Here is a 12,911-nt window from a genome sequence, read left to right as displayed (position 1 = left end):
GCCCCGCTCGGTGATCTGAGCGACCGCGTCACGCTTGAAGTCGTCGCTGAAAAAGCCTGTGCCCATCATGGCCTCCTTGCCTCAAAATTAGCAAAAAAGGCGGCCAAAAAACATGGGGCTATTAAAATCGGTCTTCACGGATTTGCAATCCGGATCGAAGCGTTGAAATCATTGAAGATGGCTGTAAACGCCCCCGGTTTGTTCACGGTCGAAAATCAACGGCTTATGAGCAGTGTGTAAACGGCCAAAACCGATTCTCGACCCGAGGTGAAAGTGCCGAAGCGGGGCACGCCCACCCCGGCAACAATCAAAGTCTCGACAGCTTTGGATTCTACATCAGCGGCCCCTGTGACGCAAGTTTTGTGGGGGTTGAACGATGAGCTATCATGTTGAATCCCGCTGTTCGAACCGGAAATTTGGCAGCGCGCCGCGCAAACAAATCGCGATGTATCTTGCGAACAAGGCAGGCGATGACGGGAGCGGCATCTGGTGTTCCAAGCACACCATCGCGCGGGACACCGAACTGAGCCTCGCGACTGTTAAGCGCACGATCCGCGATTTTCTGGCCGAGGGTATTCTGGTCGCAATCGGTATGCGTGAAACTTCGCGCCACGGTCAGACCGTGATTTACCGTATCGCACTCGAAGTGGTCGACGAACTGGAGCCGCTTCTACCCGCCAAGGCCATATCTGCAACCGGGGTCACAGTGAACCCGGTTCAGCCAGCACCTGCAACCGGTGTCAGGGTGAGCCCCCCACCGGGGTCACAGCGACCCCCAAACAATCCTATGAACAACCCTATGAATCATCCTCCCTCGCGGCATGCGCAGTCCGAGGCTGAAGAGGAAGATTTGCAGCCGATCTGGGATGCCTTCCCAAGCGACCGGCGCAGGGATCGTGCAGCGTGCAGGCGGCATCTTGCAGCGGCCTTGTCGGAGGCGTCCCGCGACGAGTTGGTCATCGCCGCAAAAGCCTATACCGAAGAAACTGCCGAGTACACCCGCAGGACCGTCATGTTCTTCGATAACTGGCTGCGTGTTGGCAGATGGCGGCGATACGTCGAGGCGCATCGTCAGCAACGCTCAGAGGCCGAGGCGCGGGACAAAGTGAACGATGAAACGATCATCGCGAACGCCGCCAAATGGATCCAAGAGCGCAGCGATATGTGCAGGCACGTCCCCCTCAAGCGCGCGGCAGAAGCTGTTAAGCGGGGGCTTGTCACGCGAGAACAAGCGCAAGCAGCGGGGGTGATGCCATGAGTTGGGGCAACACCATCGGCGCGGGTGTCTGCGCTGTCGCGTGGCTTGATCCGGCCAACGAGCATTGGCACAGTATACGAGGCAATCGCTTCGCAAACCCCGACCGCAGCGCCCACCACGAGGCTGGCGGAGGTCGGGGTTTGCAGCCTCCATCGGAGGCTTCGATCCGTAACGGATCGGCGGCGCAGCCGCTGGCTGGGTTGAGGGGCGCAGCGCCCTTACCGACATGTTGTTCACAACATAATAGTCGGTCAGTATTGCGTTTCTTTGGGAACGGGGGCTGACACATGGCCGGACCCCAGTTTTTCCATCTTCAATCCTATTCCCGCAAGCCCAACAAAGCCGGGCAATCCATCGCGCAGGTGCTGGGCGAAGCCGCCCGCTTGCCGGAATTCTCCCACCATGTGCCGGCCCCTAAGCCCTGCCGGGTGATCTTCGGGCTTTCGCCTGCCGAGGTCCAAATCCGACATGACGCGATGGTCGCGGCGGGCCGTTGCGAGGTCACGCTCAAGGACGGCATCACGGCAATGCGCGGCATCCGCAAGGATCGCCACACGTTGATGACTGCTGTGGCTTCGCACCCGTATCTGACGACGCAGATCAACGCCAATCCGGAAGCGCGCGCCGACTATGATGCATGGGTCGCCCGCAATGTGGCCTATCTGCGGGACCTTTTCGGCGATCAACTCGTCAGCGTGATCGAGCATAGCGATGAAGAGCATCCCCATATCCACGCCTATATCCTGCCCTTGGATGATCCCGCCTGCGAGGCGCGGCATTTGAACCCGTCTTGGGTGGCGAAGATTACAGCGGAAGACGCGGCACGGGCCGAGGGGGAGCCGGACAAGATCGCGGTGAAAATCGGCAATGCCGCCTATCGTAGCCGGGCGAGAGAGCTTCAGGACGACTATCACCTCCGGGTGGGCATCCCTTCGGGCCTGACCCGCACAGGGCCAAAGCGCAAGCGCCTGTCGCGCCAGCAGTGGCGCGAGGAGAAAGCCCAAGCCTCGCACATGGCCAAGATGATGCAGACGATCAAGGGACTGACAGATGACCTCGAAGGTCGGGAAGATGATTTGGCCCGCTCTATTAAGGTTGCGGCGGACGAACTGGCGGCGAGGCTCGATCAGGCCGAAGCCCTGCATAATGAGGCCGAGGACGACAGGCTTCTTGCCGCGCAGGAACGTGACCGGCTCGCGGTCCTTGCTGTGGCGCAGGAAAAGGAAGCAGCAGCCCGGCGGGCCGCTGCGGAGGAGGAGGCCAGAAGAGTTCGGGAGAAGGGTAAGAAAGATGCCGCAGATCTCGTCGCCAATGCCGAGCGGGCCGCGCTGAAAATCCGTCAGAATGTTGAGGTGTCCTAGCTTACCCAAAGGCGTCCACGCAGTACGCAAGGTGCGCGCGGATGGGGTTGTCTTCCACTTCTACGCTTGGCGTGGTGGCCCAAAGTTCTGGAGTGACACAAAGCACTATCCGAACGAGCCAGCCTTCCATGCGGCTTTTGCAGAGGTGATCAAACTGCCGAGGCCCTCGGCCTATATGACCTCGACGATGGTGGACGACTTCCTGTCCTCGCCGCATATGCCGAAAGGAAAACGCACTAGAGACGATTATCGCAAATGGGCTCTGCGCTTCGCCGAGGCGTTCAAGGACGATCCTGCGGCGATGTTCGAGGAGCCGGAGTCGCGCGGCGAGGTCAATGAATGGCGCAAGCAGTGGGGCCATTCCCCGAAGCAATATGACTATGCCGGGACTGTCGTGACACGGGTTCTGAACTGGGCATGGAAGGATGCGGGCAGGATCAGGCAGCATCATTGCGCCGGATTTACAAAGGTTTATGAAGTGGACCGTTCTGAAATTGTCTGGACCGCAGCCCAACGCAACGCCGTTGTCGCTATCGCGCCCGAGTGGGTTACTCGCATACTGACGACGGCCTGCGAGACGGGCCTGCGAGTTGGAGATTTGATCCGGCTGTCGTGGTCGCATATCGAGGAAACACCGAAGGGGCGGCGCATCCGTGTGCGCACCAATAAGCGCAAACGGGCAGCCACTATCCCGGTGACGCCGGAAATGGGCGCTATTCTGGATGCGACACCTCGGGACAGGCTGCTGATCTTGGTCAACGCCAGCGGCGGCGTTTTGAAAGAGCATCGCGCTTCGGAGGGCTTGCGCCAGTGGCGTGACAAGGCTGGGTTGACGCCAGAGGCCTTGGGTTACGATCTACGCTTGCAAGACGCTCGTGGGACGGCTGCAACCCGCCTTCTCAACGCTGACCTGTCACTGGCCGAGATTGCCGCCCACATGGGCTGGAGCGTGCGCCATGCCGCAGCGATCATCGAGCATTACGCGAGGGTTTCACCGGACGAGTCTGACGCGGTTCTGGTCAAGCTGGCACGCGCCCAAAAGGGCACATCAGGAACAAAACTGTAAACGCAACTGTAAACGGCTGGGCCGTTCAGCAACGAGAGGATAGCTAAGTGTTTGAAAAGATTTGGAGGCGGGTACCGGAATCGAACCGGTCTTCACGGATTTGCAATCCGCTGCGTAACCTCTCCGCCAACCCGCCGGAACAGCCGCCTCATTAGGTTTTTCCGGCGCGGGCGTCAAGCCGTCATCACTCCGGCTGTCCGGCTCGTTGGTCTTGACGCCGCGACCGGACCTTAGCGATTTTTCTGGTCACGGCTCCGCGCGGAACGCTGCATCCTTGCCGAGAGGCTCTGGCTCCGAAACCCGCAGCCTATTGCAGGCGCAAGGCGGCGAGGTTTCACCTCGCAACACGGTGCGGCGGGATGATCCAAGGCGCCCTCCACTGCGTTTTTGAGGTCGGCTTGGGGTGACGCAGGCAAGCTGGACGACGGAAAACACATGCATAGCAAGATCTTGGTCACTTCGGCTGCAGTCATCCTCGGCGCGGCAACAGGAGCGCGGGAAGCCTCCCCCTTTGGCTGGGCGGCGGATCATTCCCCAGGTCTGGCGGAGGCGGGATGGGATTGGCGGCCCGGAGACCGGAGAGATGGTCTTTCGCGACGAGACCGAAGAGGCGCATGTTTGACCTTCGATGGGCCGCGATTTCTTGGCAAAGCCGCGGCAGCCCCCACGTCTTTTCGTGGATCAGGAAAGCGGCGCGACGACGGCTGCGTTTCACGAATCGGCTGAGGGTCGCAGCCTCCCTTTCCCCGGGCAAACCTATCCTGCCGCCTGAGTGATGGGTGCTCCTAGCGCCGTAAAGCTACCCGAGCATTCCGGTTCTCCGAGGACGGCTTTGTCCATATCGAGGGGGAAATCCCCAGGCTCGATGCCGAGATCGCCCGCCGGGCGAAAGAGAGCGATGTCGCCCGGCGCCTGATGACGTTGCCAGGGATCGGCCCAATTATCGCCACAGCCTTGGCCGTCCTTGCACCACCGCCCGAGACGTTCCGAAGGGCGCGGGACTTCGAAGCCTGGCTCGGCCTGGTGCCACGGAAGCATTCGACCGGTGGCAAACAACGGCTCGCGGCCACGACAAAGATGGGCGAGCGATCCCTGCGGCGCTTGCTGATCATCGGTGCCAACAGCGTCATCATCAAACGACACGTCCATGCCCGCGCCCGTCCGGGCATACGGGCATAACAGCGCCCGGACCGCCTCAGCTACACCCGGTCGTGCCGCCGCAGGTGTTGCATTTCAGGCAGGTGCCGTTTCGGACAAGCGTGTAATTGCCGCATTCGCCGCACGGGTCGCCGGTATAGCCCTGCATCTTGGCCCGGCTGCGCGCGCCCTCGGTGCCTGCCGCTTTCGGCGCGAAGGCCGGGGCGGCGTCGGCGAAGCCCGCGGCCCGGGTTTGCGGCACCAGAGTCTGCGGCACCAGCATGTTCAACGCGCTCACGGGATCGCCGCCGGTCGCATCCCCGCCGCGCAGGGGCATCAGCTCTTGCGGCAGGCGCTTTCTCAGATAGCCGGTCGAGGAGATCGACTTCAGCAGTTCCACCGATTTCACCGCCGCCGCCTCGCTGACCCGGTCGATGTTCGCGCCGCCCTGCCCCCGGCCTTCTCCCTCGCCCCCACCCTCGCCATGGCCCAGATCGTCGAAACTCGCGCCCTTGGGGGCGACATGGGCCAGATCGGTGCGGTCGAGGTAGGAGATCGCCAGCTCGCGGAAGATATAGTCGAGGATCGAGGTGGCATTCTTGATCGAATCGTTGCCCTGCACCATTCCGGCGGGCTCGAACCGGGTGAAGGTGAAGGCCTCGACGAATTCCTCCAGCGGCACGCCGTATTGCAGCCCGACCGAGACCGCGATGGCGAAATTGTTCATCATGGCGCGGAAACCCGCACCCTCCTTGTGCATGTCGATGAAGATCTCGCCCAGGCTGCCGTCCTGGTATTCGCCGGTGCGCAGATAGACCTTGTGGCCGCCGACCACCGCCTTCTGGGTATAGCCCTTGCGCCGTTCGGGCAGTTTCTCGCGATGCGAGCGGACGATTTCCCGCACGATCACCTTCTCGACGATCTTCTCGGCCAGCACCACGGCCTTTTCCTGCGCGCTGCCGGCGGCGAGGATCTCTTCCGCCTTCTCGTCGTCCTCGATCAGGGCCGAGGCCAGCGGCTGCGAGAGTTTCGAGCCGTCGCGGTAGATCGCATTGGCCTTGACGCCAAGCGAATGCGACAGCGCATAGGCGTCCAGCACATCCTCGATCCGGGCCGCATTCGGCATGTTCACCGTCTTCGAGATCGCGCCCGAGACGAAGCTCTGCGCCGCCGCCATCATGCGGATATGGCTTTCGACCGACAGGAACCGGGTGCCGGTCTTGCCGCAGGGATTGGCGCAGTCGAAGACCGGGTAATGCCGCGGCTGCAGGTGCGGCGCGCCCTCCAGCGTCATGGTGCCGCAGACATGGTCGTTCGCGGCCTCGATCTGGGCGCGGGTGAAGCCCAGGTGGCGCAGAAGGTCGAAGGTCGGATCGGCGAGCTTCGCCGCCGGGATGCCCAGGCTTTCCTTGCAGAAGGCCTCGCCCAGCGTCCATTGGTTGAAGACGAAGCGGATGTCGAAGGCTGCGGGCAGCGCGACCTCGATCTTCTCGATCTCGCGCGGGCCGAATCCGTGGCCGACCAGCGCGGTGTGGTTGATCGCGGGGGCCTGCGCCAGGCTGGCATGGCCCACGGCATGGGCGACGATCTCGGCCACCTGATGGGGCGCATAGCCAAGCGCCTCAAGCGCGGCCGGGACCGACTGGTTGATGATCTTGAAATAGCCCCCGCCCGCCAGCTTCTTGAACTTCACCAGCGCGAAATCGGGCTCGATCCCGGTGGTGTCGCAATCCATCACCAGGCCGATCGTGCCGGTGGGGGCAAGGACCGAGACCTGGGCATTGCGAAAGCCCTGCCGGGTGCCGAGCGCGAGCGCCTCGTCCCAGGCCGAGCGCGCCAGCGCCACCAGCGCCGGATCGGGGCAATTCTCGGCATCCAGCGCCACCGGGGCCACGTTCAGCCCGGCATATTCCCCCGTGCCCCAGGCGGCGGCGCGGTGGTTGGCGATTACCCGCAGCATGTGGTCGCGGTTCTTCGCGAAGCCCGCGAAGGCGCCAAGCTCGCCCGCCATCTCGGCCGAGGTGGCATAGGCGACGCCGGTCATGATCGCGGTCAGCGCGCCGCACAGCGCCCGGCCCTCGGCGCTGTCATAGCCCAGCCCCATGTTCATCAAGAGCCCGCCGATATTGGCATATCCCAGGCCCAGGGTGCGGAAATCATGCGATTTCTGCGCGATCTCCCGCGATGGGAACTGCGCCATCATCACCGAAATCTCAAGCGTCAGCGTCCAGAGGCGGCAGGCGTGGATATAGGTCTCGGCGTCGAAACCGCCGTCGCGATAGAAGGCCAGCAGGTTCATCGAGGCCAGGTTGCAGGCGGTATCGTCGAGGAACATGTATTCCGAACAGGGGTTCGAGCCCCGGATCGGCCCGTCCTCGGGGCAGGTGTGCCAGGCGTTCACCGTGTCGTGGAACTGGATGCCGGGATCGGCGCAGGCCCAGGCGGCATGGCCAACCTGGTCCCACAACGCGCGGGCGCGGACGGTCTTTGCCACCCCGCCATCGGTGCGGCGCAGCAATGCCCAGGGCAGGTCCTCGCGCACGGCGCGCAGGAAGGCGTCGGTCACCCGCACCGAATTGTTGGAATTCTGGCCCGAGACGGTGACATAGGCCTCGCTGTCCCAATCGGTGTCATAGGTGGGGAATTCGATGCTGTCGTAGCCCTGGGCGGCATATTGCAGCACACGGTTGGTATAGGTGTCGGGGATCATCGCCTTGCGGGCGGCGCGGATCGCGGCCTTCAGGGCGGGGTTCCTGGCGGGATCGACCGAATCCTCGGCCGAGCCGTCCCAGGCGCGGATGGCGGCGAAGATCTCGTTCAGGCGCAGCTCATGCGCCTTCGATCCGGCGACGAGCGAGGCGACCTTCTGCTCCTCGATCACCTTCCAGTTGATGAAAGCTTCGATATCGGGGTGATCCATGTCGCAGATCACCATCTTGGCGGCGCGGCGCGTGGTGCCGCCGGATTTGATCGCCCCCGCCGCGCGGTCGCCGATCCTGAGGAACCCCATCAGCCCCGAGGACCGGCCGCCGCCCGAAAGCCGCTCGCCCTCCGCGCGCAGCGAGGAAAAGTTGGTGCCGGTGCCCGAGCCGTATTTGAACAGCCGCGCCTCGCGGATCCACAGGTCCATGATGCCGCCCTCGTTCACCAGATCGTCCGAGACCGACTGGATGAAACAGGCATGCGGCTGGGGGCGGGCATAGGCGCTGTCCGAACGGACCGGGCGGCCCGTGCGCGGATCGACATGGAAATGGCCCTGCCCCGGCCCGTCGATGCCGTAGGCCCAATGCAGGCCGGTGTTGAACCATTGCGGGCTGTTGGGCGCCGCCATCTGCCGCGCGAGCATGTGCCGCATCTCGTCCAGATAGGCCCGCGCATCGGATTCCGAGCCGAAGCAGCCGCCCTTCCAGCCCCAATAGGTCCAGGCCCCCGCCAGCCGGTCGAAGACCTGCCGGGCCGAGGTCTCGCCGGTGAACCGTTCCGCTTCGGGCAAAAGCGCCAGCGCCGCCTCGTCGGGGGCCGAGCGCCACAGGAACTCGGGCACGCCCTTTTCGCGGATCTTCCTCAGCCGCGCGGGCACGCCCGCCCGGCGGAAATACTTCTGCGCCAGCACGTCCGAGGCGACCTGGCTCCAGCCCTCGGGCACCTCGACGGCGTCGTTGCGGAAAACGATCCGGCCATCGGGGTTGCGGATCTCGGAGCTGGTCAGCGTGAAGGCCATGGCGCCATAGGCGCCTGCGGCCTCGGTGGTCAATCTGCGCTCGATCTTCATGGCCGCACTGGTTCCCTTTGCACCGGGGCCCGGCCGCCGGTCCCGGCGGGCGCCCTGAAATTACGCCGAAGCAGCGCGGGCCGGTCGATTCCCGGCGCCGGGGCTGTGCAACGGGAAATCCCCTCCCGTCCCGAAGGGGCCGGGCGGGACGGCAAGGGGGTGAAACGCCTGCCGGATTGTCGGGATCCCTGCGCCCGCGGCGCGCTAGATTTTGTGGCCCGCCGCGCTGCCCGGACAAACTGTCGTAGAAACCGACCCGCTTCAACGCGTTTTTTGACAGGGGGTGCGGTTTTTTTCGCTTGACCCCGTCGACGGGCCCGGGCGGCGCCGGGCCTTCCCCGCCCCCCCTGCGCCGCCGCGCGCCGAACCCCTGCCGCCGCACGGCGGCGAGGGTGTTCGCGGCCGCGCGGAATTTTCGCCGAAAGTGCCGCCTCTTGGCGCGCGCGGCTCAGGCCGGGCATGAACGCTACGCGCCCGGCCTCCGATCCGCGCCCCCGGCGATTCTCCGCCGCGCCGCGCGCGGGCGGGACGGATCGCCGCAGCCCGGCCGCAGAGCGCCTCGAAGGCCGCGAACCGGCGGCCCCCGCCGGAACCGCCCGGGAATCGGGCAGCGGCACCGGCATGCCACGGCGCCCCGACTGTTAGCGCAAGCCGCCTTTCCCTGCGGCCCCGCTCCCGCTAAACCGGGGGCGCATTCAACCCCGTCGCGCCGGAGGCCCCATGAGCACGATCATCGACATTCACGCCCGCGAGATCCTCGACAGCCGGGGCAATCCCACCGTCGAGGTGGATGTGACGCTGGAGAGCGGCGCCTTCGGCCGCGCCGCCGTGCCCTCGGGCGCATCGACCGGCGCGCATGAGGCGGTGGAGAAGCGCGACGGCGACAAGACGCGCTACCTGGGCAAGGGCGTCCTTGAGGCCGTCGCCGCCGTCAACGGCGAGATCGCCGAGGAACTGGTGGGCTACGACGCCACCGAACAGGTCGGCATCGACCGCACCATGATCGAGATGGACGGCACGCCCAACAAGGCCCGCCTGGGCGCCAATGCGATCCTGGGCGTCAGCCTGGCGGTCGCGAAGGCGGCGGCGGAATTCTCGTCCCAGCCGCTTTACCGCTATGTCGGCGGCACCTCGGCCCGGGTGCTGCCGGTGCCGATGATGAACATCATCAACGGCGGCGAACATGCCGACAATCCGATCGACATCCAGGAATTCATGATCATGCCGGTCGGCGCCGAGAACATCCGCGACGCGGTGCGGATGGGATCGGAGGTGTTCCACACCCTGAAGAAAGAGCTGTCCTCGGCGGGCCTTTCCACCGGCATCGGCGACGAGGGCGGCTTCGCGCCCAACCTCTCCTCGGCGCGGGTCGCGCTCGACTTCATCCTCAAGGCCATCGAAAAGGCCGGCTATGCCCCGGGCGAGGACATCTTCCTCGCGCTCGACTGCGCCTCGACCGAATATTTCAAGGGCGGCAAATACGAGATGAAGGGCGAGGGGCTGAGCCTGACCCCCGAGGAGAACGCCGATTACCTCGTCGCGCTGTGCAACGACTATCCGATCATCTCGATCGAGGACGGCATGTCCGAGGACGACTGGGCGGGCTGGAAGCTTTTGACCGACCGGCTGGGCGGCAAGGTGCAACTGGTGGGCGACGACCTTTTCGTGACCAACCCGCGCCGGCTGGCCGAGGGCATCAAGGCGGGCGTGGCGAATTCCATGCTGGTGAAAGTCAACCAGATCGGCACCCTGACCGAGACGCTGGAGGCGGTCGAGATGGCGCATCGCGCGCGCTATACCAATGTGATGAGCCACCGCTCGGGCGAGACCGAGGATGCCACCATCGCGGATCTGGCGGTCGCGACCAACTGCGGCCAGATCAAGACCGGCAGCCTTGCGCGCTCGGACCGGCTGGCGAAATACAACCAGTTGATCCGCATCGAGGAATTGCTGGGCGAGACGGCGGAATATGGCGGCCGCGCGATCCTGAAGAACGCCTGAGGGCGGCGGGAGGATCGCGCCCGATACGCCTCGCGCCGCCGGGCGCGGATACGGCCTGACGGGGCCGGGCGCGGAGAACGCCCGAGCGCGCAGGACGCGCGCCCCGCTGCGGCGCAGCGCCGTGACATAGCCCGACCATGGACGGGCGCCCCCCGGGCGCCCGTTCGTCTTTTGCAAGCGCAATGTCTTGCAATCGCACGGTTCTGCAAACACTTCGGCCTGCAAGTCCGTGCCAGACCGCTGCGGGACGGGCCCGAAGTCGACCTCGCCAGGGCCACAGGGCCACAGGGCCACAGGGCCACAGGGCCACAGGGCCACAGGGCCAGGAAGCCGCCTCACCCAACGCCCTGGTGTCAACGCCTCCACCGACATCTTGTCCCCGACCAGCCTTCGCGCGACCCGCCTTCCCGGCTGTGTGGCGACCTGCCCACTCCGTTGCGCGGCCTGCCCTCTCCGACACTGGCGTGGCAAGGCCGGGCGGCACACCAACCCTCGGCGCTGCCCGGCACGGGGATCGGTCCCACTGGCTGCCACAGCAAGACCGGCCCGATGGACAGCGCCGGAAAGTCCGCTCGCATGAAAGCGGGACCGCCGCGCGACACGAGCCTACGATTGCGCCGAAAAGCCCCCCCCCTTACCTGCCGCGCCCCTTGGATCGGCTGATCTCGACCAGCCCGTGCGCTTGCCTCTCCGGGAGGGACCCGGAGCGGCCGGTCGTTGCAATGCCCGGTCCTGCGGCGCGACGCCCGGGCCCCTGCAGCGCCAGGTCGCAAGGGGGGCGCAGGGCACAGGGCCGGAACGATTCGGACCGGCCTGTACGTCGGCCCCATCTGCCTGGCCCCTGCCATCCGCCCGGTCTCCGGCGCCGGGGGGCGGAACCGCCCAACCCCGCCATTCCCTTTCCGGCCCCGTCATGGCACACCCATGCCATGCGCCGCCTGATCCTTCTGAACAAGCCCTATGACATGCTCTGCCAGTTCACCGACCTGAAGAGCCCCTCGCCCCGCCCGACGCTTTCGGCGGTGCTGGACCTGCCGGGGGTCTATCCCGCGGGCCGCCTCGACCGCGACAGCGAGGGGCTGGTGGTGCTGACCGACGACGGGCGGCTTCAGGCCCGGATCTCGGACCCGCGCCACAAGACCGCGAAGACCTATCTCGCCCAGGTCGAGGGCATCCCCGACGCCGCCGCGCTACGCGCGCTGGAAGAGGGCGTCACGCTCAAGGACGGCCCCACCCTGCCCGCCCGCGCCCGGCTGGTGGATGCGCCCGGCTGGCTCTGGCCGCGCGAGCCGCCGATCCGGGTGCGGCCGTCGATCCCCGACACCTGGCTGGAGCTGACGATCCGCGAGGGCCGCAACCGCCAGGTCCGCCGCATGACCGCCGCCGTCGGCCATCCGACGCTGCGGCTGATCCGCTGGCGGGTGGGCGACTGGACGCTGGAGGGCCTGGCCCCCGGCACATGGAGAGAGGCATGACCCCGGAAACCGACCCCGAGAAGACCCGCGCACCCGCCCCAGGCCCGGCAGCGGATGGAACGGCCCGAAACCTCATTGCCCGGCTCGACCTTCGGCCCCATCCCGAGGGCGGCTGGTATCGCCAGACCTGGATCGGCCCCGAGGTGACGCTTGCGGATGGCAGCCGCCGCGCTTCGGGAACGGCGATCCTGTTCCTCTTGCGCGCGGGAGAGCGCAGCCACTGGCACCGGGTCGATGCCGACGAGATCTGGCTCTGGCACGCGGGCGCGCCGCTTGCGCTGAGGATGGGGCTCGACAGCCACCGCACGACCCGGCTCGGCCCCGATGTGGCGGCGGGCGAAAGCGTGCAGGCCCTGGTGCCCCGGGGCTGGTGGCAGGCGGCCGAAAGCCACGGCGCCTGGACGCTGGTCAGTTGCACGGTCAGCCCGGGCTTCCGGTTCGAGGGCTTCGAACTCGCGCCCGAGGGCTGGACCCTGCCCCCGGCCTGATTGCCTCGCCGGAAAGGGAACGGCGCCGCCACGGGTCCGTCGATGAGGCGCAAGTGGCGCGAGGCTGGCCACAGAGTCGGCGCCCGCGCGCGGATCGACGCCCGGCGCTTCCCACGAGAGTGTTTGAGCGAGAGAATGCTGCAGCGCCCCCCCCGGTCGCGCCAGCAAAGGCTTTGGCAGATGGAAGTTCCTTCCTCAGCCTCGGGCGTTGAAACCGGATTGTTGGCACCCGTTCCGGCGATACGACCCCCGATGCCTCGGCGAGATAGCTATCCGGGACATGGTCGACCGATACCGGCTCCCCGATGCGGGTCGCGGGAGGCTCCCGAAGAAGGATGCGCTCGGGAATGGGG

General features: G+C 65.9%; 8 protein-coding genes, 1 tRNA gene and 1 pseudogene. 8 read left to right on the top strand and 2 right to left on the bottom strand.

The window, feature by feature from the left end; translation table 11 throughout:
* The 4 genes from ABNX41_RS08175 to ABNX41_RS08160 form a co-directional block, all read left to right on the top strand.
* The coding region (locus ABNX41_RS08175; protein WP_438669227.1) for a hypothetical protein at nt 1-240 on the top strand (240 nt) is incomplete at its 5' end.
* Nucleotides 241-376: 136 nt separating this feature from the next.
* Nucleotides 377-1,258, top strand: a complete 882-nt coding sequence (locus ABNX41_RS08170; protein ID WP_438669226.1) for a hypothetical protein — start codon at nt 377-379, stop codon at nt 1,256-1,258.
* Between the two features lie 287 nt (nt 1,259-1,545).
* A complete protein-coding gene (locus tag ABNX41_RS08165; RefSeq protein WP_438669225.1) occupies nt 1,546-2,619 on the top strand; it encodes a plasmid recombination protein in 1,074 nt (357 codons plus the stop codon).
* A gap of 187 nt (nt 2,620-2,806) precedes the next feature.
* A complete protein-coding gene (locus tag ABNX41_RS08160) occupies nt 2,807-3,685 on the top strand; it encodes a tyrosine-type recombinase/integrase (RefSeq protein WP_438669224.1) in 879 nt (292 codons plus the stop codon).
* A gap of 62 nt (nt 3,686-3,747) precedes the next feature.
* On the opposite strand, the gene ABNX41_RS08155 is transcribed toward ABNX41_RS08160, so the two are convergent.
* Nucleotides 3,748-3,821: transfer RNA gene (locus ABNX41_RS08155), tRNA-Cys, on the bottom strand.
* A 701-nt stretch (nt 3,822-4,522) separates the two neighbouring features.
* Here ABNX41_RS08155 and ABNX41_RS08150 point away from each other — a divergent pair.
* Nucleotides 4,523-4,852, top strand: a pseudogene (locus ABNX41_RS08150) (transposase); the annotation flags it as partial.
* A 28-nt stretch (nt 4,853-4,880) separates the two neighbouring features.
* Here ABNX41_RS08150 and ABNX41_RS08145 read toward each other — a convergent pair.
* Nucleotides 4,881-8,594 carry a vitamin B12-dependent ribonucleotide reductase gene (locus ABNX41_RS08145; RefSeq protein ID WP_438669223.1) on the bottom strand — a complete coding sequence of 1,238 codons (3,714 nt, stop codon included), beginning with the start codon at nt 8,592-8,594 and terminating at the stop codon, nt 4,881-4,883.
* 720 nt (nt 8,595-9,314) lie between these two features.
* Between ABNX41_RS08145 and eno the strand changes: the two genes are divergently transcribed.
* The 3 genes from eno (at nt 9,315) to ABNX41_RS08130 (ending at nt 12,558) form a co-directional block, all read left to right on the top strand.
* Nucleotides 9,315-10,595 carry a phosphopyruvate hydratase gene (gene eno / locus ABNX41_RS08140; RefSeq protein ID WP_438669222.1) on the top strand — a complete coding sequence of 427 codons (1,281 nt, stop codon included), beginning with the start codon at nt 9,315-9,317 and terminating at the stop codon, nt 10,593-10,595.
* A gap of 929 nt (nt 10,596-11,524) precedes the next feature.
* Nucleotides 11,525-12,070 (top strand): pseudouridine synthase, encoded by a 546-nt coding sequence (locus ABNX41_RS08135; RefSeq protein ID WP_438669221.1) that lies wholly within the window; start codon nt 11,525-11,527, stop codon nt 12,068-12,070.
* On the top strand, nt 12,067-12,558 hold the full coding sequence (locus ABNX41_RS08130; RefSeq protein WP_438669220.1) for a cupin domain-containing protein: 492 nt from the start codon (nt 12,067-12,069) through the stop codon (nt 12,556-12,558). The genes ABNX41_RS08135 and ABNX41_RS08130 overlap by 4 nt, the downstream gene beginning before the upstream one ends.
* Nucleotides 12,559-12,911: the final 353 nt, after the last annotated feature.

The sequence above is a fragment of the Pseudogemmobacter sonorensis genome (genome assembly GCF_042762395.1).
Lineage (GTDB): Bacteria > Pseudomonadota > Alphaproteobacteria > Rhodobacterales > Rhodobacteraceae > Pseudogemmobacter > Pseudogemmobacter sonorensis.
Note: the sequence above shows the minus strand (reverse complement) of the source record. Positions and strands in the feature narration are given on the sequence as shown.

Coding starts and splice junctions, on each gene's coding strand:
- ABNX41_RS08170 (WP_438669226.1), top strand. CDS start 377: ATGAGCTATCATGTTGAATCCCGCTGTTCGAACCGGAAATTTGGCAGC.
- eno (WP_438669222.1), top strand. CDS start 9,315: ATGAGCACGATCATCGACATTCACGCCCGCGAGATCCTCGACAGCCGG.
- ABNX41_RS08160 (WP_438669224.1), top strand. CDS start 2,807: ATGGTGGACGACTTCCTGTCCTCGCCGCATATGCCGAAAGGAAAACGC.
- ABNX41_RS08145 (WP_438669223.1), bottom strand. CDS start 8,594: ATGAAGATCGAGCGCAGATTGACCACCGAGGCCGCAGGCGCCTATGGC.
- ABNX41_RS08135 (WP_438669221.1), top strand. CDS start 11,525: ATGCGCCGCCTGATCCTTCTGAACAAGCCCTATGACATGCTCTGCCAG.
- ABNX41_RS08130 (WP_438669220.1), top strand. CDS start 12,067: ATGACCCCGGAAACCGACCCCGAGAAGACCCGCGCACCCGCCCCAGGC.
- ABNX41_RS08165 (WP_438669225.1), top strand. CDS start 1,546: ATGGCCGGACCCCAGTTTTTCCATCTTCAATCCTATTCCCGCAAGCCC.